This is a genomic window from Paenibacillus sp. NRS-1760 (assembly GCF_050467785.1).
GTDB lineage: Bacteria > Bacillota > Bacilli > Paenibacillales > Paenibacillaceae > Pristimantibacillus.
The window spans coordinates 314,531-337,495 of record NZ_JBITPK010000013.1 but is presented as its reverse complement, the minus strand read 5'-3'; the positions used below and the strand labels follow the sequence as shown (position 1 = coordinate 337,495).

The 22,965-nt window shown below is 44.1% G+C and carries 20 protein-coding genes; 6 read left to right on the top strand and 14 right to left on the bottom strand.

Features of this window, described 5'->3' with window-relative positions:
- The first annotated feature begins 46 nt into the window (after positions 1-46).
- On the top strand, positions 47-1,537 hold the full coding sequence (locus ACIFSR_RS17040) for an RtcB family protein (RefSeq protein ID WP_339202890.1): 1,491 nt from the start codon (positions 47-49) through the stop codon (positions 1,535-1,537).
- A 123-nt stretch (positions 1,538-1,660) separates the two neighbouring features.
- Here the strand turns inward: ACIFSR_RS17040 and ACIFSR_RS17035 are convergent, their stop codons facing one another.
- The 3 genes from ACIFSR_RS17035 to ACIFSR_RS17025 are packed head-to-tail and all read right to left on the bottom strand — an operon-like array spanning position 1,661 to position 4,715.
- Complete coding sequence (locus tag ACIFSR_RS17035; RefSeq protein ID WP_430058634.1) at positions 1,661-1,894, bottom strand: hypothetical protein; 234 nt, start codon at positions 1,892-1,894, stop codon at positions 1,661-1,663.
- 10 nt (positions 1,895-1,904) lie between these two features.
- On the bottom strand, positions 1,905-3,107 hold the full coding sequence (locus ACIFSR_RS17030; protein ID WP_339202893.1) for a Ger(x)C family spore germination protein: 1,203 nt from the start codon (positions 3,105-3,107) through the stop codon (positions 1,905-1,907).
- Between the two features lie 3 nt (positions 3,108-3,110).
- Complete coding sequence (locus tag ACIFSR_RS17025; RefSeq protein WP_430058632.1) at positions 3,111-4,715, bottom strand: spore germination protein; 1,605 nt, start codon at positions 4,713-4,715, stop codon at positions 3,111-3,113.
- A 242-nt stretch (positions 4,716-4,957) separates the two neighbouring features.
- Here ACIFSR_RS17025 and ACIFSR_RS17020 point away from each other — a divergent pair, with 242 nt between their 5' ends.
- The 4 genes from ACIFSR_RS17020 (at position 4,958) to cydS (ending at position 8,933) form a co-directional block, all read left to right on the top strand.
- Positions 4,958-6,055, top strand: a complete 1,098-nt coding sequence (locus ACIFSR_RS17020; RefSeq protein WP_339202896.1) for a GerAB/ArcD/ProY family transporter — start codon at positions 4,958-4,960, stop codon at positions 6,053-6,055.
- A 382-nt stretch (positions 6,056-6,437) separates the two neighbouring features.
- Entirely contained in the window at positions 6,438-7,790 is a 1,353-nt protein-coding gene (locus ACIFSR_RS17015) for a cytochrome ubiquinol oxidase subunit I (protein ID WP_430058629.1), read from the top strand.
- Complete coding sequence (locus tag ACIFSR_RS17010; RefSeq protein WP_339202899.1) at positions 7,787-8,800, top strand: cytochrome d ubiquinol oxidase subunit II; 1,014 nt, start codon at positions 7,787-7,789, stop codon at positions 8,798-8,800. Before ACIFSR_RS17015 ends, ACIFSR_RS17010 begins: the two co-directional genes overlap by 4 nt.
- A gap of 28 nt (positions 8,801-8,828) precedes the next feature.
- Positions 8,829-8,933 (top strand): cytochrome bd oxidase small subunit CydS, encoded by a 105-nt coding sequence (gene cydS / locus ACIFSR_RS17005; protein ID WP_430058626.1) that lies wholly within the window; start codon positions 8,829-8,831, stop codon positions 8,931-8,933.
- Between the two features lie 63 nt (positions 8,934-8,996).
- Here the strand turns inward: cydS and ACIFSR_RS17000 are convergent, their stop codons facing one another.
- The 10 genes from ACIFSR_RS17000 to ACIFSR_RS16955 form a co-directional block, all read right to left on the bottom strand.
- Entirely contained in the window at positions 8,997-10,466 is a 1,470-nt protein-coding gene (locus tag ACIFSR_RS17000; RefSeq protein WP_430058623.1) for a phytoene desaturase family protein, read from the bottom strand.
- The gene (locus ACIFSR_RS16995) at positions 10,463-11,698 is read right to left on the bottom strand and encodes a glycosyltransferase (RefSeq protein ID WP_430058621.1); all 1,236 of its coding nucleotides are present in this window, start codon (positions 11,696-11,698) and stop codon (positions 10,463-10,465) included. The genes ACIFSR_RS17000 and ACIFSR_RS16995 overlap by 4 nt, the downstream gene beginning before the upstream one ends.
- Positions 11,653-12,408 carry a lysophospholipid acyltransferase family protein gene (locus tag ACIFSR_RS16990; protein WP_430058618.1) on the bottom strand — a complete coding sequence of 252 codons (756 nt, stop codon included), beginning with the start codon at positions 12,406-12,408 and terminating at the stop codon, positions 11,653-11,655. The genes ACIFSR_RS16995 and ACIFSR_RS16990 overlap by 46 nt, the downstream gene beginning before the upstream one ends.
- The gene (locus ACIFSR_RS16985; protein WP_430058615.1) at positions 12,377-13,099 is read right to left on the bottom strand and encodes a carotenoid biosynthesis protein; all 723 of its coding nucleotides are present in this window, start codon (positions 13,097-13,099) and stop codon (positions 12,377-12,379) included. The genes ACIFSR_RS16990 and ACIFSR_RS16985 overlap by 32 nt, the downstream gene beginning before the upstream one ends.
- Positions 13,096-13,971: a phytoene/squalene synthase family protein gene (locus ACIFSR_RS16980; protein ID WP_430058612.1), complete on the bottom strand. Its 876-nt coding sequence runs from the start codon at positions 13,969-13,971 to the stop codon at positions 13,096-13,098. The genes ACIFSR_RS16985 and ACIFSR_RS16980 overlap by 4 nt, the downstream gene beginning before the upstream one ends.
- A 4-nt stretch (positions 13,972-13,975) precedes the next feature.
- On the bottom strand, positions 13,976-15,418 hold the full coding sequence (locus ACIFSR_RS16975; RefSeq protein WP_430058609.1) for a phytoene desaturase family protein: 1,443 nt from the start codon (positions 15,416-15,418) through the stop codon (positions 13,976-13,978).
- Positions 15,409-16,959 (bottom strand): phytoene desaturase family protein, encoded by a 1,551-nt coding sequence (locus ACIFSR_RS16970; RefSeq protein WP_430058607.1) that lies wholly within the window; start codon positions 16,957-16,959, stop codon positions 15,409-15,411. The genes ACIFSR_RS16975 and ACIFSR_RS16970 overlap by 10 nt, the downstream gene beginning before the upstream one ends.
- A 94-nt stretch (positions 16,960-17,053) precedes the next feature.
- The gene (locus ACIFSR_RS16965; RefSeq protein WP_430058604.1) at positions 17,054-17,980 is read right to left on the bottom strand and encodes a MerR family transcriptional regulator; all 927 of its coding nucleotides are present in this window, start codon (positions 17,978-17,980) and stop codon (positions 17,054-17,056) included.
- Positions 17,980-18,480, bottom strand: a complete 501-nt coding sequence (locus tag ACIFSR_RS16960; protein WP_339202912.1) for a glycosyl-4,4'-diaponeurosporenoate acyltransferase — start codon at positions 18,478-18,480, stop codon at positions 17,980-17,982. Before ACIFSR_RS16960 ends, ACIFSR_RS16965 begins: the two co-directional genes overlap by 1 nt.
- Positions 18,477-19,613: a glycosyltransferase gene (locus ACIFSR_RS16955; protein ID WP_430058601.1), complete on the bottom strand. Its 1,137-nt coding sequence runs from the start codon at positions 19,611-19,613 to the stop codon at positions 18,477-18,479. The genes ACIFSR_RS16960 and ACIFSR_RS16955 overlap by 4 nt, the downstream gene beginning before the upstream one ends.
- Positions 19,614-20,092: 479 nt before the next feature.
- On the opposite strand from ACIFSR_RS16955, the gene ACIFSR_RS16950 reads away from it, so the two are divergent.
- Positions 20,093-21,598, top strand: a complete 1,506-nt coding sequence (locus ACIFSR_RS16950; RefSeq protein ID WP_430058598.1) for a phytoene desaturase family protein — start codon at positions 20,093-20,095, stop codon at positions 21,596-21,598.
- A 73-nt stretch (positions 21,599-21,671) separates the two neighbouring features.
- Here ACIFSR_RS16950 and ACIFSR_RS16945 read toward each other — a convergent pair whose 3' ends face one another.
- On the bottom strand, positions 21,672-22,859 hold the full coding sequence (locus ACIFSR_RS16945) for a chromate transporter (protein WP_430059323.1): 1,188 nt from the start codon (positions 22,857-22,859) through the stop codon (positions 21,672-21,674).
- Positions 22,860-22,965 lie beyond the last annotated feature (106 nt).

Genomic DNA, 22,965 nt, shown 5'->3' with positions numbered 1-22,965 from the left:
TTACTAATGTCAATAATCTACCTATAAATCAAAAGGATGGTCCTATTTGAAAATTAACAATAGCAATAATATCCCTGTCCGTTTTTTCATAAACGACAAAATTAAGCTTGAAAAAAATGCTTTAGCAGAACTTGATCAACTCCTCACCGTCAATGAATCTGTAGAAACCCTGAAACAGCACACTAGCGGTTATTTTACGAACGAAAATGCAAAAATAGAAGAGGTAGCGATCACTCCCGATTTCCACAAAGGCAGCGGCATTCCGATTGGTACAACCATCTTCACCAAAGGATTTGTCATCCCTCAAGCTGTAGGCAATGACATTAATTGTGGCATGCGGTTATACACGACATCGCTGAAGGAAAATGATATCCGGTCAAATCTTAAACAAATCGAATCCGATATTCGTCATATTTTCTTTGAAGGCGGACGTCATATACCAATGACAAGGGTGCAGCGTGAAGCTATTTTCAAAGAAGGATTAATGGGTATTCTCGAGACACAGAAATCGATTAAGTGCAATGGTTTGTGGGAATTTTATGATGCTAAGCAGCAAGAGGACGACCTTTTAAAGGTAAATCGATTTGGTTCATTTATTACGGATAAAGTAGATGGACTGGATAGTTATTTAGGCAGCGATGATCTGTCCTATGATAGTCAGATTGGATCGATCGGCGGCGGCAATCATTTTGTAGAAATTCAGAAAGTAGTGAATATACGCAATCATGCTTTGGCAAAGGAATGGAATATCAAAGCTGGCCAAATCGTCGTTATGATTCATACAGGCTCTGTATCTATAGGGCATCACGCAGGTCTAAACATCAAAGAAATGCTGAAAGAAATTTACCCTGCCTCTCTTAAGCATCCAAGCAATGGGATCTATGTCCTGCCTCATTCCGAACAATATGAATATCAATGGAATCGTTATTGGAACCTCCTTCATAACGCAGCAAACTTCGCTTTTGCGAATCGCTTATTTCTGGGGCTTATGCTTCAAAAGTCATTGTCCAAAAGCATAAAGGATTTTGAGTATAAATTGCTCTACGATGCCCCTCACAACTTCGTATGGGAAGAAACGATTGAGGGCAGCGAAGGTTTTATCCATCGCAAAGGCTCTTGCACAGCAAAGTCAGCTGAACAAATGGCCAACACCCCTTTTCAATTTACGGGTGAGCCGGTCTTTATACCTGGATCCATGGGAGCGAAAAGCTACATTCTTGCAGGACTTGGCAATCGTGAGAGCTTATTCAGCGCTAGTCATGGTGCTGGTCGAAGCCTTTCAAGAGGAGATTCAGTAAAAGTAGATGATGCTTTGTTTCGCGAATTTATTTCCAAGTTTAATATTGTTACACCTATTGATCCGAACCGTAACGATATTAAATCCAGACAGGATATACTCAAGAAATGGGAAGAAGAATTAAAGAAAGAGGCTCCGTACGCTTACAAGGATATCAATGCCATCATCGAATCACATGAAGAACACGGCATGGCACAAATTGTTGCAGAAGTTGAACCTATTTTAACGATAAAAGGGTAAAGCTTTTTATACTGAAGGTTTAGTGGTTTAAACTAAAATATTTCATTTTTAAGAATTAAAACAGCAAAAAAGCCACGTCTTTGTGACGTGGCTATCAGATGACATTCTATATTTTAGACAGCTTTATTTTAACAATGTGTCCAATAAGTGTGTAACAGGATTATATATGTAGATAATCCCATCCAAAGGGTTAGGGAGTCCAATATGTAAAGCTTCAGCAATACCTATTAAGGTTCCAAACAGTAGAAGAATGGAAAATATCCATAATTCTTTTTTTGATTTTCCTCTTATTAGCGCAGGAACATCAATAGCGATAATTAAAGCGACCGCTACAAGGATCACTATGATAGGTACCATATGTGCATCTTCACTCCTCTTTCTTCATCTCTTCCAGAAAGGAATTAGACACCGTACCTAAATGTCGAATTTTATGATTTACCTTCACGTTTACTGGCATTGTCTCAAAAGTGTGATCCCAATTTTTTTTGAGCTTTCTCCATTCTTTAGGATTCGAACGATGTATAACATCCCCAAATCCAAAAATATCGACTTTGTATTTTTTCTGCACTTTTTTTACTGTCGCGTCAATGAAACCTTCGACTTTGCTGTTTGCTAGCCTTTCTACTTCAGCAATATTTTTCGTCTCCAACAAATCTATGGAGCATTGAACTTCCCCAATATTAATTTCTATTCGTATTTCGATATCGATCTGAGGTTGTCCATCCTTTACGCTGCCCTTGACCTTCGTCTTAGACCGAATGACCTCGAACGTAATTTTGCCGCCTTGTGGACAAGTAACATAACCCACTGTGCTTTTAATTTCATCGCTAATATAGTTGTATGCTTTGCTTTCAGTTTCATTTAGCCAACCAACCAACTTATCCTTCTTAAATACCGCTAGTCCCGAATATTGCAATGTAGTTGGGGTCAGAACCTTCTCCATATTTCTCTTTTCTTGCCCTATTTGCTCGTCCCCCAAAATAACAAGACCTGTTAATACAGGGTCTCTTCCTTCGCTAACGAGTGTAGTAATAAGCTGATCCAATGTAACCGTTGTTGTTGGAGCCCATTGCTTCTCTGAAGTCTGAAGGGTAGAGAACAGACTGACCGCAGGAATCGTTTCCAGCTTTGTTAATACTTTTAGCGTATTCTCGGCAGTCGTATGCTTTGATACAACGATAAAGAAATCAGTACGAATTTCTTCATCTCTTGACAAGAGATCTAACGCCTGACCAATTCCTTCCTTAGCTAAGGATTCGCCAAGAACCACAATTCGCAAATGGGAAGGATAAATTTTACGAGGGTTTATAGTGGTCATTTTGCGTACCGCTTCGAAAATGGTATTAGCCGTGATTTGATACGTCGTGACGGGTGTCTTGTCACCGCCTTTCTTCCCTGCAACTTCAGTCGGCTCGACGACCTGAACAGAAACCTTATATTGATTTCCGACCTTGTCAATTCCCAAAGCTACCGCGATTGCCAGCTCATTCAACTCACGGCCTTTCCAACAACCTGTGACGAATATAAGCGAGATGACAATTAAACAGAGTAAACATCTTTTACGCTTCATCGTTTATCCACCTGCATTATCACGCGTCGGTTCAGAATGACTGCTTTGTTCGCGAATGATGTTGTTTTTATTGATCAATCTAGGCCTCGTTAGCATTGCCCAGCGGGGGAATCGGAAAATGGTATCCTTTTGCTCCTCAAGATTAAATGGTGCAAACGGACTCAAATAGGGAACACCGAATGAACGCAAACTGCACAAGTGAAGTACGAGTGCAAAAATCCCTATGATTATCCCAAACAACCCAAAAGAAGCAGCAAGTATCATCAAAGGAAAACGAAGCATTCTAAAGGTCATGGACATGTCGAAGGCCGGAAGCACAAAGCTGGCAATCCCCGTTAATGCAACGACGATTACCATGGCAGCAGATATAATACCCGCCTCAACAGCCGCTGTTCCAATAACCAATGTTCCTACAATGGAGACGGCCTGTGCAATCGCCTTTGGCATTCTTAAGCCGGCTTCCCGTAAAATTTCAAATGTTACCTCCATCATCACGGCCTCGATGAAAGCTGTAAAAGGTACCCCTTCTCGTTGAGCAGCCAAACCGATCAACAGCTGCGTAGGCAGCATTTCCTGGTGGAATGTAGTAACAGCAATGTAAAGCGACGGACCTAACAGAGAAATGAAAATACTAAGAAAACGAAGCATACGAATAAGTGTGCTGATGTCCGCGCGCGTATAATAATCCTCAGCAGCCTGTATAAACGAGATAAATAATGCTGGGACGACCAATACAATCGGCGTTCCGTCAACCAAAATGGCTACTTTCCCTTCCAAAAGCTCAGCTGCTATGACATCCGGACGTTCCGAATGATACAACGTAGGAAAAGGAGTATAGGTTTTTTCCTGAATTAATTCCTCAATGTAGCCGCTCTCCAATATGCCATCAATATCGATCCGATCGAGACGACGATGCACTTCTTCTACTATCTTGTCATTTGCAATTCCTTTGATATACATGATCGATACATCGGTTTTTGTCACTCTCCCAATTGACGTTGTTGTGAGCCATAAATTAGGATCTTTTATTTTGCGGCGGATTAACGCCGTATTGGTTCGAATACATTCTGTAAAGCCTTCTTTCGGTCCCCGAATTACGGTCTCTGTCGTGGATTCCGTGACTGCACGGTCTTTCCAGCCTCTCATGCCGATGATGAACCCTTGGGCGCAACCGTCCAATAAAAGAATGACATCTCCAGACAACAAGGCGGTTGCCAAAGAACCAAATTCCGTAACATCCTTTATAGCTCCGACCGTTAGAATTTGATCCTTCACAACTTGAAAGATCTTATCTGGGCTAGATACGTTTGGGTCAAGCTCCGCATTAGGGATGCTTGGCATAAGCGATTCGATGATGAATTTCTGCACAGATTGCAGATCCGTTAATCCATCTGTATAAAATATCCCGGCTTTAAATTTCTCTCCTGCTCCAATCTGAATTTCTCTGATCACAATATCGCTGCTATCACCTAGCATATTTTTTACATATTGGATATTATCATCAAGGCTTAAGTTCAACCTTTTTTCTTGGGCAGCTTTGTTGGAATCTACTCGCTTGCTTGCTGGAAGCTCCATCTTGTTTTTTGATTGATTATTGAAAAACCCCATTTGTCTATGTTCCTCTCTGCTCTGAAATAGGGTGAGTTTTGTGAAAATATCTTTTACATTTGTTAACCAAACTTCGTTGATTCATACATTCATTGAATGAAGAGAGTAACTAGGACGAATGTTTATCTAACAAAGTAAAAGGTAACAATGAGAAGATGCTGCAATGCTTTAGTCAAAGCTAATGGGGAATGGTTTTTATGGACTATATAATATAACGCGGATAACTTGGAAAGAGGCCAAAAATGGTAAGAGACATCAAAATAAATGTGCGTCAATTTACTGTGTTAGTCATATTGTATTCCGTTGGTACTGCTGTCTTGATTATTCCATCAACATTAGCTGAAATCGTCAAACAAGACGCTTGGATCGCAGCTGCTCTCGGCGTGGGATTAGGGATGTTACTCGTATTATTGTACAATGCCGTAGGCAATATTTATCCAGAAAAGACCCTAGTTGAAAAAAATGAGAAGCTTCTCGGACGCTGGCTGGGCAAGGCCGTTTCTATTACTTTTGTTTTTTTTGCATTCATCACAGCAGCAGATCTTTTGTATTATATGGCGGATTTTATAACAACACAGATCATGGCCGACACACCAGCCCAAGCTATTCATATTCTTTTTGCTTGCGTAGTCATCATGGGAGTTCGACTTGGTCTTGAAAATCTTGCTCGGACAGCGGAGTTTTTTTTCCCTTGGTTTGTTTTATTATTTATCATTTTAGTCATTTTCATTTCGCCGCAAATCGACTATCACAACATTCAACCCGTATTTGATAATGGAATAAAACCGATGATTCGTTCTACCTTAATCTTCACAAGTATTTTCTCTCTATCCCCTGTTATTTTATTAATGATTTTCCCTGTTTCAGTGAATCAACCTAAAAAAGCTCAAAAAGCTTTTTTGATAGGAACATTTATAGGGGGAGTTATTTTAATTATTATTATCGCTTTGGCTGTTCTAGTTCTCGGTCCGGATACAACAGGAAGACATATGTATCCAAGTTTTGCGCTAGCTAAAAAAATAAACACAGGAAATTTTATACGTATTGAAGCCATAATGGCTGGCTTATGGTTTGTCACGATTTTTTTTAGAACATCACTGTATTTTTACGCTGCTGTAATCGGTCTTGCACAAACCTTGAATTTAAAAGACTACCGCTCACTTACGTTACCTTTAGGGATGATCATGGTCGTATTTTCCCTCATTTTACATCCTAACGTCCTTCATGGAAGTGATTTCAACAAAGGAGCATGGATACCTTATGTCTCGACATACGGACTCATTCTTCCTTTGATTTTATTAGGGGTTCATGCGTTTCGAAAACAGTTTCAAAAAAACTAAAGCTTGAAATTAGGCTGTCCTAGCAGGTCATTCAGACGAATGGACGGCCTATATTATTTTACCCTCACTTACTTTTGAAGTGTTCATCAGTTCGTTACATTTCAACCTCCATATAGCTCTATCGAGTCATATTATTTTCACTTCATAAAGGGCATACTGATTTAAGCCCAATTGGAAGCTGTAATCATTTGTTTATTGTGAAATACATCACATAGTTTGAAGGCGAGTGAAACCATGAAAGAAAATAAACAAAATCGTTCAAAACAACAAGAAAAAAAATTAATTATGTTATGTGCGGTTGTGACTCTGCTCATGCTGTTGTCGATCATCCGTAAATTTTTGAGCTAGTTCAAAAGAATCAATCATCTAAGGAGTGAATCCCATGCTGCTTAACGGCTATGATCCCGTTGTATTCAGTCGTATACTAACCTCTCTCACCCTTGGCTTCCACATCATCTATGCCACGATAGGTGTCGGCATCCCGCTGATGATAGCACTAGCCGAATGGATCGGCATTAAACGGAATGACTTTCATTACCTGCTGCTTGCAAGGCGCTGGGCTCGCGGCTATGTAATCACCGTTGCAGTCGGCGTCGTGACAGGAACAGCAATTGGACTGCAGCTAAGTCTGCTATGGCCAAGCTTTATGAGAGTTGCTGGACAATCTATCTCCCTGCCTCTTTTCCTTGAAACCTTTGCATTCTTTTTTGAAGCCATCTTTCTCGGTATTTACCTCTACACTTGGGATCGCTTTAAAAGCAGGATGACGCATTTTTGGCTGTTGATTCCCGTCGTTATTGGTTCATCAGCTTCAGCTTTCTTCATTACGATCGTGAATGCATTTATGAATTATCCGGTTGGATTTACTTTAGTTAATGGTGAAATCGCGGACGTTAATCCTATCGCAGCAATGCTTAGCCCGGCCATGCCGACTAAAGTAGCACATGTGCTCTCTTCAGCTTACTTAACCTGTGCTTTCATACTCGCAGCCATTACGGCTTGGTCGCTGCTTAAAGGAAAAAACCATATTTACTATAAGAAAGCTTTAAAGCTCACAATGGTTTGTGCCTTTGTTTTTATGATTTCTACAGCGCTTATCGGCGATTTGTCGGGAAAATATCTTGCAAAATATCAACCCGAGAAGCTGGCTGCAACGGAATGGCATTTTGAAACGATGGGCAAAGCGCCGCTTATACTCGGGGGTATCCTTACCGAAGACAATGAAGTGAAATACGGACTTAAAATCCCGTTTGGCCTAAGCATTCTCGCTCACAGCAATCCGTTTGCTGAGGTCACTGGATTAAATGAATTTCCTGAGGATGAGCATCCGCCTCTATGGATTCATTACCTCTTTGACATTAAGATGGCTTATGCAGCCTTTATGGTGCTGGTCTCCCTTCTATTTATTATTGAAATGGTTCGAAAAAAAGGGAATACATACCGCCGCTGGCTTCTTTGTGCCGTTGTTATTGCTGCCCCTGTAGCGATACTCACCATTGAGCATGGTTGGATTTTCTCAGAGGTTGGTCGGCAACCGTGGATCTTAAGAGGCATTATGCGTACTGCGGAAGGTGCAACGACATCCGATCATGTCGATTTGATGCTTTTGCTATTTGCTCTGCTTTATCTTGTGCTTGGCATTTCTTCTGTAAGAGTTCTAATAAAAATGTTCCGAAATAATCACGCTGAAGATGAAATAGCTGCCTACGAGAAGGAGGCTCATGATCCATTATGAGTTATGAAGTCATTGGTATTACCGTGCTTTGGACTTTTCTGTTTGGCTACCTCATTATCGCTTCTATTGATTTTGGCGCCGGTTTTTTCAGCTATTACAGCTCTATTACTGGAACGAGGCATCTGATCCATTCCATCATTGATCGGTATTTGTCCCCAGTATGGGAGGTCACGAATGTTTTTCTCGTTTTCTTTTTTGTCGGGTTTATCGGATTTTTTCCGGATACCGCCTATTATTATGGTACTGCCTTGCTTATACCGGGAAGCATTGCCATCGTGCTGCTAGCCATTCGCGGGGCTTATTATGCTTTTAATCATTACGGCTCACGAAGCCGGAAAATCTATACACTCATGTACGGGGCTAGCGGCTTGCTTATTCCAGCTGCCTTATCAACAGTACTAACGATCTCAGAAGGAGGATACATCAAGGTTACAGATGACGGAAAAGTAGTATTTCTCGTTAACGAACTGTTTAGAAGCAGTTATTCCTGGTCCGTTGTTCTGCTCGCCCTTGTAAGCGTGCTGTACATATCGGCTATGTTCTTAAGCTTCTATGCCCATAAAGCGGGTGATGCTCCTGCATTTAAGATCGTTCGAACATACGCGCTCGTATGGAGCTTGCCGACAATACTTAGCAGCCTACTTGTTTTCTTCGCCATCCATGACCATAATCGTGAGCACTATGAGAAAATGCTGGACAGATCATGGATGTTCGCTTTATCTTTTCTCTTTTTTTTGTTAGCCGTTTACTTGGTATGGAAGCGCCAGCGACTTGGATTATCGTTTATCTTCGTCATTTTGCAGTTTGCTTTCGCGTTTTATGGATACGGTTCAGCTCATCTGCCTTACATTCTGTATCCCTATTTGACCATACACGATAATTTCACCAATGACTCGATGGCTATAGCGCTAATCATAGCATTTGTACTCGGCTTGCTGCTTTTGATCCCTTCATTATACTTGCTGATGCGTCTGTTTTTATTTAACACAAAATACGTCAAAGGCAAATAAATACCGTTACGAAAGCAGGTGTACGACATTGGAATTTACTTTAATTATGATTGCCCCACTTCTCATAATAGTCATCGCAGTAGTGTTCCTATTTGTATGGGGTGCTAAAGGCCAAACTTCGCCAAGGGAATAATCTCAATAAAAAACGCGCCTTTTCCTACTGGAATTGGACGCGTTTTTTTAATAAGATCTGTATTTACGATGAAAGTATCGCCTCTGCTACGAGCTGCCCCGATAGGGTTACCATCGGTGTTCCTCCGCCTGGATGCGTCGTACCTCCGACAAACCATAAACCCTTTAGATCGGCTTGATTGGAGGGCCTTGCGAAGGTTTGCCGCGCTGTATTGGAGGAAATGCCATATATAGCTCCGCGGTATGCCGATGTCTGCTTTTGCATTTGGTCAGGAGTGTAGACTGCTGAAAACTCTGAATCATCAATTAAACCAGACAAGCCATATGCTTCAAGTTTCGTTAAAATGCTTTTCTGATACGATTCGGCTTCTTGCTCCCAGTTCAACAGCGGAGAAGTGTACGGAGCGTTAGTCAGGATAAACAGGTTGCTGCCTCCAGCAGGGGCCATCCCATCCTCTGAGTAACCTGAATGGCAAATGTAAATTGCAGGGTTCTGAGGTGCTCTTCTTTGCTGGAAGATGTCGTCAAACTCACTGCCATAGTGTTCTGGGAAAAACACAGTATGATGCAGCAGCTGGCTGTAGGTCTTCTTACTGCCAATGAGGGAAACAAAACCTGATAACGATGGCTCATACGATGAGATTTTGGCATTGCTCATGCTTGGTCGCTTTGATTCTTCCAGCAGGTTTTTGCAAATAGCCAGCACATCACCATTTGCGATGATGATATCAGCTTTATAGTCCGCCTTGCTCGTAACAACACCTGTGATGCGACCGTTTACTGATGTAATCTGTTGAACACTCTCGGACGTATGAATCGCTACACCTAGCTCCTTTGCAAGACGGCCGAATGCCTCCACAATCTGGTAGGTGCCGCCTCTCACTCCATAAATACCTAACTGCAGCTCCAAATGAGCAAGCATTGCAAAGATAGACGGAGCCGTCCGAGGCGCCGATCCAACATATGTCGCATACCGTCCAAAGAGTGCAAGTGTATGCGGATGCCTAAAGTAACGGCGAAGCAGCCGTTCCAATGTCAGCCATGGACGAATCCGCAGCAAACCCGCAAGCAGCCTTACGTCTGCTTTATCCTTCCATGACAGCAGCAGCCGATTCATGAATAGCTGATCAGCTTGTTGATATAACGCAGCAGCCTCTTTCATGAATGAGCGATACTGCTTCGCATCCTCTGGACTATATGCAGCAATTTGCGCTTCCATTAGAACGAAATCAGAGCATAAATCAACTGTCGTTCCGTCTGCAAAATAATTTCTTGTACCTGGGTTCAGCGGATAAAAAGTAACGTAGTCGTCCATTCTTCGACCAACGCTCTCGAATACCTGCTGAAATACATGAGGCATCGTAATCGTGCTTGGTCCACGATCGAAGCGATAACCGCCAAGCTCAATGCGCTGAAGCTTTCCGCCGAGTGCTGCCTGTTGTTCAAGCACAGTGACGTGGTAACCCGCATATGCCAATCGAATCGCAGCAGATAATCCGCCTAAACCTCCGCCAATGACAATGACTCGCTTCACGAATACCTCCTCCCCTTCCATTCATAACCAGTGCCATTTAAGCTCGCCCGCCACGAGGCCAACGCAATCGCTGACAGCAGAAATATACTTGCAGGTAAACAGAGGGATAAGTACCAGGGCTGTCCACTTTTCCTATCAATGATTCTCTTCAGACAAACGCCTAGTAGATAGCAGAGCGAGCTTGGCAATAAAACAGTTGTAAGCCATCCTTCCGGATATGCATGCATGAGAAGCCCAGCTAAACTAATGATCATCATTATCGGAGGCAGTATATAAAGCAAGGTGTACATAAATAACATAATTCCAAGCAATAAGCTGCTGCGACCTACACCTGCAAATATATTTTTTTTATAACCGTTCCAAACCCCTGCAGCGTTCTGATACATACGCATGGAAATTTGGGGACAAACGTAGGCTAAAGTGACGGGGAGCCCGGCTTTTTTGACAGCACCAGCCAGCTGCATATCATCGACGAGATGACCTTTGAAGCCAGCATGGCCGCCTGTCGCCCAGTAGCTTTCTGCTGAAATCATCATAAAAGCACCGTGTGCGGCGACGAATTTTGGATCTGGCGATCGCCGAACGAGTCGTATCGGCAGATGGCACGCAATCGAGAAGCTCATCATCGGGACGATGAGCTTCTCCAGCCATGTCCCAGTTTCCTGCTTAGGGAAACCGGTCACTAGCCCTTGACCTTGCGCTAACGCGGTGTCAAGCGCATCCGCGAGCGCACCCGGCTCAAGCCGCGCATCCGCGTCGAGGAATAACCACCATTCGCCGTGCGCCGCTTCGGCGAGCTGATGACATGCATGCGACTTGCCCAGCCAGCCGAACGGCAGCACATCACCGGGCAAAACGCGAACACGGCTGTCGCCTGCTGCAGCGAGCCGCGCAGCTTCTGCTGTTCCGTCTGTAGAACGATCATCCAGCACCAGCACCTCAATAAATATGGAAGGCTCCAGCAGCAGCGATTGTATACATGCTGCAATGTTATCCGCTTCATTACGCGCCGGGATAAGAACAGACAGCCGTGGTCTAGGTGTAATTCCATGAGCATGTGGAGCATCAGCTTGAATGGACTCAGCTCCTCCTGACAGCCAAACTCGTCCTATACCGCTGCCTCCCAACGAAGGCATTTGCGAGAGGTTCCATAACACAAATAATAGCTGCAGCATCAGGGCTGCAGCTACCGTCCAAAAAAAGATTTCCACCTTGTCACCCCGTTCATCCAAGCATCAAAAACCTCGTTCGTTGACCGTTTCGCCTTCAGCATTGATCGATACTCGGCTAGCTCCCCGCGAGCTGCTGCTATTACTGCAAGGCGGTGTTCATTCAGTTGATCCTCCAAAGCCGATTCAAGCATTGTCGTAATGGTTTTACGTCCCAGCTGCTGCCATGCTCTGTGGATAGGTTTACCGAATTGAAGACTGACTTCTGCCTTTTGATGAAGTCCTAGCGAATAATATGCGGTTACGGGCTGAACAATCGTTCCCGGACAGCGCTCCAATAAATAGCCCGCGCCGGTTTGAAATATTAAAGGTCTACGCTCCAGATGCTCGATATCTCCTTGTGGAAACAACCAAACTCCATAACCTTGATTTAATAAACTCTCACTATATCGAAGGGAAGCAACGATAGCTCGGCTTGACTTCTTATCAATCGAGAAAGCTCCTATTTTGCGAAAAAATCGATACCGCTTCATTTGCTCTTCATCCATCATCATATAGTGTTCACGCGCTGAAGCGTTTGCGATCGCATGATATACAACCATTCCATCCCACCAAGAGCTATGATTCATAAGATAGAGCACAGGATGGCCTTGCGGAGCTGGATCGATCTCACCGCTCAGCTGAAACGAGTGAAAATGTCGTCTTAACAAATAGTTTTCATTGTATTGCGCGAATATTCGTTTAAACCACTTGCTTGAGCCTGCTGCGATCAATCCTTCCCGCTCCTTCCGCCACAACGATAGCTGCCAATGCGATGATGAACGGCATCATTAAACCTTCTTTGGCCCCTAAGAGACCAAACATAAACAGCATCATTTGCGTGAGTCTTACAGCCTCGATTCGAACGTTCGCCGATACTTCTCTTAAAGGGAACAGAAAAGATATAGCTGCTGATATAACGAACCAACTGATGAAGTTTGCTGCCGGTATCCCGTAGAAATCACCAGGCTCATGCCAAATCCAGAACTGCCTAGCGAAAGCCACTGGATCGAGTACGAGGTCAAAAACAACCGTCCATAAGCCGGTATGAAGCGCACGCGTCCATCGATTCGAGAAGGCAGTCATTCGCATCACAGTGACAATGACACCGATCCACGCACAAAATATGGCGAGGGGTACTCCGCCAAGCGAGATGCCAAGTAAAGATGTGTATTTGTAGTCTCCAAACGGCCATCCCATCGTCACACCAAGCCATTCTACAGCAAACGTAAGTACCCCAACGAGCATTATTCTACTCCAGCTGCGACGGCGCTCCTCGCCCATCATGCCTTCAATATGAATGGCATACAGGGCAAAAAACACGAGAAACAAACCATTGGAAAAGGAAAGCCACGTTGGAACGCCAATGGTCAGCATGAGGATTAACCCGATGCAATACCAAAAAATAAATAGGTAGCGGATCATAGCGATACCGCATTGCTGTCATTAGCCTCTGATAAGAGTGTATATTTCATTTTTATATTCGTATAAAGCTTTAATTTATTTAATGAGCTGACGATAGCTCGCTTCTTATAGACTTCGTAGTTGGCAGCCTTTACTTCATCCAAAATCGCTGCATAGAAGCTTGCGGCCAGCTCAACTGAAAAAGCGCTGCTGGCAGGATACGTTTCAAGCCCGCGCAAGCCTCGTGCGAACCAACTGCGTGAAAGTGTATCCAGCTCTTGCACAAGATGTTGAAATCGTTCGTCGACAACGCCCATTTCGAAGTCGCTATCGGTATAGCGATGACGAGCGAGCAGCTCAAGCGGCAGGTAACGACGCCCTCTGCTCTGATCTTCGCCAACGTCGCGAACAATGTTTACAATTTGCATGGCTTTGCCAAGCCATATTCCCGCTTCTATTACTTGAATATCTGGCTGATCATGCAAGACTGGCAATAGCATCTCACCAACTGTTCCGGCAACCAAGTAGCAATAGTCCTCCAACTGCTCCATCGTCTCATAGTGGGTGAAAGATAAATCCCGGCGCTGTCCCTCCATTTGTCTGAAAAACGGTTTTTTGCTGAGTGGAAAAGTATCAAACAGCCACCGTAAAGAAGGCCATATGAAATGATTCGCTGCCTGATCCAACCGGTTAAAATGTTGTTCAAGCTCATCAATGGAATAGGGAGAACGTTGCGGCTCATCTACTGCATCGTCTATCATGCGGCAGAAAGCATAAATAACGTAAACGGCTTCGCGCCTTGGGCTAGGCAAATAACGAAAAGCTTTATAGAACGATGATGATCCTTTCTGAATCATCGCTTCACATTGCGCCAAACAGACAGTGGGTTCCATGAGGTCACTCCTTTAACAAATAGTTGGCTAGCAATCTGGCACCTTGCATAACAATCGGGATTCCACCGCCAGGATGCACTGATGCCCCTACAGCATACAAACCTTTTATCGGATATGGCACGATTTGTGGACGGAACACTGCCGACTGTCCAAATGTTGGCGCGATGCCGAAGCTGCCCCCATGATAGAGACCATCCGACTCCGCGTCCTGCGGCGTCCTTACTTCCTTCCATTGAATCGCAGCTCTCAAGCCGGGAAAGCCCCTCTTCTCAGCCTCATCAATTACACGCTCGACTAACGCAGGCACTTCATCCTCCCACGCTACAGAACCGTGCGGCGGAGCGGGAATTAGCATATACATGACGCTCTCACCCGGAGGTGCTGCTTCCATATCCATAGCTGATGGATAAAATATGTAAAAGGATGGATCTTGCGGAAGCTGATTGTTTTGAAAAATTTGTTTTAATCCGCTCTGTAAATTGTCAGGCAAAAAAAACTGGTGAACAGAAGCTTGCTCCCACTGTTTGTTTAAGCCTAAATAGATCAAGATTGTTCCTGAAGACGGCTTATAGGCTTTCATTGGAACAGTGTTCTTTGGCATCAATGAGGCTAGATGAGGAAAATCACCGTTATATACAATCGTATCATGCAGCATTTCCCTGCCGCCTTCGTCTATCACGCCAATGCAGCGTCCATTCTCAAGTACCAATTGCTCAATCTGAGTTTCTGTCTTGATTTGAACCCCTCTACTCCGCAGCTCCTCTTCCAAAATGGATACGATTCCGGCATAACCTCCTTTTACATACCAAATACCATAAGCATGTTCAGCGAAGGGCAATAACGTATACAATCCCGGAGATTGAAAAGGAGCGCCACCTATGTATAAGGTTTGTAGAGAGAACGCATCAAGCAGCTTCTCACTTCGGAAATATCGTCCTGCAAAGGAACGCACGCTTTTGTAGGCTTTAAGCTTCGTTAATAACGTTAGGTTTCGAAAAGTATAGAACTCTCGTTTTCGCAAAAATGGACGTTCCAGAAAAGCTTCCTTTCCTTGTTTAAAAGCCACTTCCATGTCCGCCATATAACGCCGAAAGCCATCGACTTCCTCTGGAAACATTCGCTCAAGCTCTTCGATCTGGCGCTGCTGATTCCGCCATTTGTGAAATACGGTGCCGTCTGCATAATGAATACGGTAAAGCGGATCGCATTCGAGCAGAGGTATGCGTGATCGCTCGATTCCAGCTTCCTCCAAAATACTAAGCAGCATTTCAGGCAACAGCACAATTGTAGGGCCTTGATCGATCCGATAGCCTCCGCCTTCCTGAAAAGCTAATCTACCGCCAAGCCGGGGGCCTCTTTCATAAATAGTAACCTGCTTGCCTTGCTTGCTAAGCAGCAGAGCTGCTGTTAAACTGCCTATTCCACCACCGACAAAAGCTACTCCCACCTAAAGGCCTCCTTCTGTGAGTGGATGGCTGCTGTAGCTCCGCCAACCCTTATACGTTCACTATCATCCTGCGCCATAAGTAGACGGGTACTAATGCGCGCTGATTCGAAGATCGTCGGCAAGCCGCTGCCAGGGTGAGTTCCTCCCCCTACAAGCCAACAATTAGCGAGCTCTTCGAAGCGGTTATGTGGACGAAGCTTCATCATTTGATCCAGTGAATGTGCAAGATTAAACGTTGCTCCTTCATAGACATGATGATCATTGCGCCAATCTAATGGTGTAATGATGGCTTCCTCCTCGATGTCAGCCGAGAAGCCTGCAAGCTCTGGCTCCTGCTCCATACGCTCGATCATCTTTTCTCTAACGAGTTTCCGCTGTTCCTCCCAACTGATATTCGCAGTCAGATTCGGTACCGGCATAAGCGCGTATAAAGCGGTTTTCCCAATAGGCGCCAGCGTTGGATCGTTAAGCCCTGGATTATGTATATAAATAGATGCGTCTGAAGACAGCATCTTTTTTGTCATGATTTCATGTACGTTTTGGCGATAGTTGTTGGCAAATAAAATGTTATGGTGCGGCATATGTATTTCACGATTTACTCCGAGGTAGAGCATATAAGTAGAGCAAGAATATTTCTTCTTGGCAAGCTTTGCCGGACTGTATTTCTTAAGCTCACCCGGTTCAAACAAGTGGTTCATAGCGGTTGCAAAATCAGCATTGATGATGATATGATCCGCTTCTATTTTTTCACCATTTTCCAAAAGCAGACCCACTGCTTTTCCGCTGCGGCTCAGCACTCTTTGCACACCGCAGGAGGTAACAATCTCGCCATCGTACTCGCGAATCACTTCAGCCATTGCCTCGCAGACGCGGTTAACGCCTCCAACGGGATGAAAAAGGCCAAATTTATGTTCCAAATATGCGAGAATTGTAAATGTACCCGGGCATTCCCATGGCGACATGCCTAAATATTTTGCTTGGAAAGTAAAAGCATATTTCAGCCTTTCATCTGTAAAATAACGTGAAAGTCTGTCATACACACTTCCTACCGCATTCAGCCGCGGCAGCGCTTGAAACACATCCCGAGAAATATAGTCGCTTAGCTTGCTGAAAGGCCGCTGCAGCAGCGGGGAAACCTTGTTATATTTCTCCCCCTCCTCTTTCATAAACTGAAGATAACCTTTACCGTTGCCGGGAAATAGCGCCTCGATCCTCTCAACCATCTGCTTCTCGTCCCGTGTCGGTGAGAATGCAACATCGCCGAATTGCAGCCTATATAGCGGATCAAGCGCAATGAGCTCAACATAGTCGTACAAGGAGCGATTTACAGATTGAAACATTTCTTCAAGCAGGTGCGGCATCATGAAAAACGTAGGTCCTCGATCAAAAAAATACTCCCCCAGCTGAAGCCTGGAGGTCCTCCCACCTATATAGGGCTGCTTCTCATAGACGGTAACTCGGTAACCTCGGCCAGCCAGCTCCATGGCAGCTGCTAAACCGCCAGGGCCTGCTCCAATAACGGCCACGATTCCCTTGTCCATACAAATTCTCCTTTCCAATAAAACGAATTAACTATACAAACATTATACAAACATAATACATACTCGATAATAGTCTGTAAAGTTAATTTATTTATTAGAATTGGAAACTTAACCCTAAAACCTTATCTTTAAACCATCTTTCCCATTCTTCTTGATTGCCATTCGGCAGCACCCAATCTGAATAAGGTTCTGGTACGCCTTGGAAACCTTGTCCGCCTAAAACTATCTCCAGATCAGCATGATGAGCCAATAAACGGTTTATAAAAGCAAAAGTGGGTTCCATCAAGTTTGCGTCAGTTAACGATATACATAGGACTCGAATTTGCTGCGACTTAATCAACTCTGTAATGCCATCCTCCGGAGTATCTGGTCCAAGATACAGCACGTCAGCCCCTTTTTTACGCAAAAATAAAGAAAATAAAAGTAGTCCTGCTTGGTGATGTTCACCAGATGGACATAAAGCAAGCATGCGGGGCAATCGATTATCAATCGGAAAAAGTTGAAAGAAACTAAGACAACGCTGAATCACGAACTGTGTAATAAAATGCTCCTGCGCGACAGAAGCTCTGCCTTCTTCCCACTCCGTGCCGACTTTAATCATTACTAAAAATAAGATTTGATAGATCATAATGTCATAGCCATACATGGAAAACCCTAAATCAACCATCGTTTTTGCTTGTTCCGTACGAAAGTTGCAAAGCGTGTTATATAAGCGCTCCACCATCTCTTGATGAGCCTCTTCAGCCCCAACTATAGCATGGGTCTCTGTTTTCGCTTCCAACATACACTCGCGCAAAAGCTGCTGTTCCTTTAGCAGTCTAACAGCTTGCGAAATCGTTACACCTTTCTCATCCGTCTGGTTTTTGAGGAAGCGTAAATCCTCCATATTTTTATCATCAAAGAGGCGATAGCCTGTTTCTGTCCGAATGGGCTTAATCGCTTCATATCTTGTTTCCCAAGCACGAATCGTAACTGCAGGAATACCTAGCAGTGTTGAAGCTTGTCTGATTGTGTACATCATTACATTTCACTCTTTTCCTTCAGTTTCCAAAAAATGCGCTGCAGCCGAAAACGATTATAGCGCTGTACAATGATAAATGGGACATTGGCGACAATGGCATAAACGATCATGATCCAGCCATATATGCTTTCGTTCCATAGGAAAAATAGTGGCGCAGGCAGCATCGATATGATGTGAGTCCACTCTCCGCGCCGCGTTTCAAGTATAAAGGTCTGCAAGTAAGCTTTCTCAAGGACAGCTAATTTTTTCTTGGCAAAGCCTCCTTGAAACAAGCTTCCTCCGTCTGGCAGTTTGTCTTTCCAAACACGAATGAATATCAATCGTTCATAAACCAATTCTTCTCTGCGCCTCTTTGTCTGAGGCTTCATGCGATCAGCAGTGCGACTGAACCAAGCATCAGGCATTTTCAAAAACAAATAGGACACACCCATATGCACAAGGAGCCATGCAAAAATATTTACAACCAATGTCCAAAACGGTGAAAATTCAAAAATTCTCACTTTCGCCCGCTTCCCTTCATAGTTGAAATCGAGCGACCTTTCCATGTGACCTTGCGGCGAAAAAAGGTTTGCAGCGTTGAACTAGCGAAGATTCCCATAAAAAAGAGAAGCGGTATAGGAAACAGGAAAGCGGTCTGGAAACCAAAATTTCCAGCTCGGCTTAACTGTATATTTATTAACAAAACATAAGCGAGGTAGCTGATTATTCCTATCGTTATATGGTCGCTTGATCGCCAAATTTGAGGATTCAACCATTGTGTAACAACCGTAATCGAACCAGTTAGCCACCAGATTATAGCTAGTAAACGCAGCGGTGTCGTAGAAGATGCACCTGATGCGAAGCTTTTACTCCAGCCTGCACACAATTGCCGAATGCCTTCCGGGTACATTCGGAAAGCAATAACGCTTTTTCCGCTACAATTTCGAACCGTTTGCTGCTCAGCAAATAGAAGGCCTAAGCTGTAATTTTCGAGAATACGCTCACGAACAGCCTCGTGCCCACCTGTTTGAAAATATGATTCTCGGGTACAGACTATACAAGGACCGAAAGCGCCTACAGCCTTCTTCTTTGTTGCCGCAGCAGTTTGAGGTGCTCCAACCGCTGCTAAGACGATGATGTTGAAGAAAGCTGACAACCATTCATAGGGCCGCTTCATCTTGTGGTAAGGCTGGATCGAAAGCAGCCCGTTCTGCTTTGAATGGGCCTCAGCCAGCACCGCCAACCCAGCATCCTCTAAACAAGTATCTGCATCAAGGAAAATAAGTAAATGACCGCTTGCTGCCTGCGCGCCATTCCAGCACGCCCAGCTTTTACCAAGCCAACCATCCGGCAGCTCGCCCGGGTTTACAACGATTGCACCAAATGATTCAGCGATGGCTGCTGTACGATCAGTTGATCCGTCATCTACTACAATCACTTCAAATGGAGCGAGTTGCTGCTCCTTTATTGATGGCAATAACTGTGTCAGGTTTCTCTCTTCATTTCTAGCTGGAATGATAACTGAAATGCTTGGGAGACTCTTTCTATCGTTCTTTGTGAAAGGAACCGAATCCTCTTCTAATGGTCGGATTTTGTTCAGCAGCCAAGCACCACAAATAAGTCCGCCAAGCAACAGCACAACATTCCCAATCATAGATCTAATCCTCTGTATGAAAGGTACCAAAACTCCTTATATGACTCGTTAATCCATGTTTTCTTATACAAACAGCTCATTTTCCCCAAAGTTGTGTACCACCTTTCACCAGGCTGATTAGGTCATTCCATTTGGCAGTTAATAATGGTTATACAAACTTACAACCACAGCCCTATCTTTGGTGAAAATGATGGCATTCAAACTATGCAGCCATTATTCGCTCTTTTTATAGCCTCATTCTCGTCGTTTAACGACGAAATAGCAGGAGCTATCCGAAGATTTGATCCTGCAAAAACTGCATGTTATAGGTAAAATTTGTTAATACTTAAAATGGAAAAGTGTTGGTTAAATGCATATCACGCATTCTGCTTATCGCATTAACCTTTTACGTTAGTTCTACAACGATTATACGATTGTGTATATAGTTTGTCATCTGCATCGTTTCGGCTAAATGACCAATGATGAGAGGAAGTGCTCCTATGAGCAAAAAGATTATTGTCGTCGGAGGCGGTCTCGGCGGACTATCAGCTGCTATTCGCCTCTCTGTAGATGGGCATCAAGTGACCATATTAGAAAAAAATGAACGCGTTGGCGGCAAATTAAACGTAAGATCAGGGCAAGGCTACACTTTCGATACAGGTCCTTCTATTCTGACGATGCCTTGGGTGCTGGAGCAGCTGTTTGAAAGTGCTGGCCGCAATCTAGAGGATTATATGAAGCTGGTTCGTGTGGAACCTCAGTGGAGAACTTTTTTCGAAGATGGGGTAACACTTGATATAACAGGTGACTTCCCTGACCTAATCAAGCAATTCGAACAAATCTCACCGGTTGATGCACAGCAATTCCTCTCTTATTTGGATTATTGTCAGCAAATGTATCAGCTCAACACAAAAAGCTTTTATAACAAGAGCCTTAGTGGCCTGAGCGACCTGCGGCGTCACCACAGTATGAAGGAACTGTTAGCGATGGACCCGATGAAGACGATGCATCAGACGACAAACCGCTTTCTGAAGGACAAGCATTTGCGTCAATTGTTCGATTTTTTCATCATGTATATCGGTTCCTCGCCTTATGCCGCTCCCGCTGTGCTGTCACAATTAATCTATGTACAAATGGGGCTTGGCATCTATTATGTAGAAGGCGGTATGTACCGAATTGCAGAGGGTATGCTTAAGCTGCTTGATGAGCTCGGTGTGGAGGTTCGCACTTCAGCTCCAGTTGCTCAAATGAATACAGTCGGCCAAACCGCAACAGGGGTAACTTTAGAAGATGGCAGCGTAATAGAAGCTGATCTGATTGTGTCTAATCTTGAGGCAATTCCAGCGCATCAGACACTGCTGCAGCATCATCCGAAATCGGCCGACCGCGTAAAGGATTTAGCTAAATACGAGCCTACTGTGTCAGGACTTGTGCTGCTTCTTGGCGTGGATAAAGTGTATGAACAGCTTCTGCACCATAATTTCTTCTTCTCTGAAGATCCAGATAAAGAGTTCAACGATATATTTGTCGAAGGCAAACCTACAGATGATCCAACAGTGTACATCGGGGTTTCAAGCAAAACCGATCCTGGACAGGCGCCGCAGGGCAAAGAAAATCTATTTGTGCTTACTCATGTGCCGCCGCTCAAACCTGGAGAAAGCTTCGAGTCACAGATGGCGGCTTACAGAGACCTAGTTCTGAATAAGCTCGAACGTATGGGATTAACGGAGCTGAGACAGCACATTGAGTTTGAATATACGTTCACTCCAGATGATATTCAGCAGCTTTATGGTTCTAATGGCGGTTCCATCTACGGCATCGTAACGGACCGCAAGCTTAACGGAGGCTTCAAAATCCCAAGCAAAAGCAAGCTGCTCGATAATCTATATTTCGTTGGCGGATCAACGCACCCCGGTGGCGGCGTCCCGATGGTCACTTTATCCGGACAACTCACCGCTGACCTCATTAAAGAGCAATTGAGCATTGCTGCAAAATCCGTCATGTAGGCAGATTCAATTCATATAAAAAAATCTCTAATCCGTTATCGCGGATTAGAGGTTTTTATCAATTGATTAATTATTAAATAAGTTCAAGGACCATTCCGCCTAATGCACCGGCCACAACAATCATCCAAGGTGGAAGCTTCCAAAAAACAAGCATAATAAACAATACGGCAGCCAGCATAAAATCACCTGACTCTACTATCGCGCTAGTCCAAAGCGGATCATACAGTGCAGCCAGCAATATGCCAACTACAGCGGCGTTAACGCCAACTAATGCACCTTGGATTTTTGAGTTATTTCGCAACATATTCCAAAACGGCAATGTTCCAGCAACGAGAAGAAATGCCGGTAAAAAAATTGCAGTAGTTGCAACAATGGCTCCAGTTAATCCACCAGAGAGAGTACCAAGATAACTAGCGAATGTAAAAAGTGGTCCAGGAACAGCCTGCGCAGCGCTATAACCTGCTAAAAAATCCGATTCATTAACCCATCCGGTAAAGACAACTTCATTCTCAAGTAGCGGCAGCACAACATGTCCGCCTCCAAACACCAGTGAGCCTGCACGATAATAGCTATCGAACATCGCAATCCATTCCATATTTCCCCATTGCCTTAGAAATGGCAAAACAATTAGAAGCGTGAGAAATATAACGAGGCAGGAGATCGCAAGGGAACGGCTAATTCGAATGTTCAGATCAGGAGTTCCCTCGACTGTTTTCATACGATATAACCATACCCCGATCAGTCCAGCTGCAGCAATAATGATCACTTGACTATAGGCCGCTTGCCAATATAACGTTACCGCAGCAGCGATGACTGCTATCGTAGCTCTATTTCGATCCGGTGTTAGTTTCTGCCCCATCCCTAGAATGGCATGAGCAACGATGGCCACCGCTACAATTTTCAATCCATGAATCCAACCTGTGTTTCCAAGATCAAATCCTTGCAGCAGAAAAGCAAAGGCCACTAATGCAATGATCGATGGCAGTGTGAACCCTAACCAAGCCACTAGTCCGCCCAATAACCCAGCCCTAACTATCCCTATACCGATCCCAACTTGACTGCTGGCTGGCCCGGGTAGAAACTGACATAAAGCAACGAGGTCTGCATAACTTCTTTCATCCATCCATTTACGGCGACGAATATACTCATTGTGAAAATAACCCAGATGGGCTATCGGACCTCCAAATGAGGTAAGTCCTAGTTTAGTAGATACAGCCAGTACCTCTACCAAAGATGCGATTGTTCCTCTTTTCAATCCTATAGCCTCATTCCATTACTCATGATACTTACATTGTAAGCTTGCGAATTATTGACTTACAACCCTTTAACAAATACTTAATAAATGGTTACATAAAAAAAACCACCTC

Excerpts from the sequence above, each read along its gene's own strand:
- ACIFSR_RS17015 (WP_430058629.1), top strand. The coding sequence starts at position 6,438 with ATGCTGCTTAACGGCTATGATCCCGTTGTATTCAGTCGTATACTAACC.
- ACIFSR_RS16955 (WP_430058601.1), bottom strand. The coding sequence starts at position 19,613 with ATGATTGGGAATGTTGTGCTGTTGCTTGGCGGACTTATTTGTGGTGCT.
- ACIFSR_RS17020 (WP_339202896.1), top strand. The coding sequence starts at position 4,958 with ATGGTAAGAGACATCAAAATAAATGTGCGTCAATTTACTGTGTTAGTC.
- ACIFSR_RS16965 (WP_430058604.1), bottom strand. The coding sequence starts at position 17,980 with ATGATGTACACAATCAGACAAGCTTCAACACTGCTAGGTATTCCTGCA.
- ACIFSR_RS17025 (WP_430058632.1), bottom strand. The coding sequence starts at position 4,715 with ATGGGGTTTTTCAATAATCAATCAAAAAACAAGATGGAGCTTCCAGCA.
- ACIFSR_RS16980 (WP_430058612.1), bottom strand. The coding sequence starts at position 13,971 with ATGGAACCCACTGTCTGTTTGGCGCAATGTGAAGCGATGATTCAGAAA.
- ACIFSR_RS17030 (WP_339202893.1), bottom strand. The coding sequence starts at position 3,107 with ATGAAGCGTAAAAGATGTTTACTCTGTTTAATTGTCATCTCGCTTATA.
- ACIFSR_RS16985 (WP_430058615.1), bottom strand. The coding sequence starts at position 13,099 with ATGATCCGCTACCTATTTATTTTTTGGTATTGCATCGGGTTAATCCTC.
- ACIFSR_RS16950 (WP_430058598.1), top strand. The coding sequence starts at position 20,093 with ATGAGCAAAAAGATTATTGTCGTCGGAGGCGGTCTCGGCGGACTATCA.
- ACIFSR_RS16970 (WP_430058607.1), bottom strand. The coding sequence starts at position 16,959 with ATGGACAAGGGAATCGTGGCCGTTATTGGAGCAGGCCCTGGCGGTTTA.
- ACIFSR_RS17010 (WP_339202899.1), top strand. The coding sequence starts at position 7,787 with ATGAGTTATGAAGTCATTGGTATTACCGTGCTTTGGACTTTTCTGTTT.
- ACIFSR_RS17035 (WP_430058634.1), bottom strand. The coding sequence starts at position 1,894 with ATGGTACCTATCATAGTGATCCTTGTAGCGGTCGCTTTAATTATCGCT.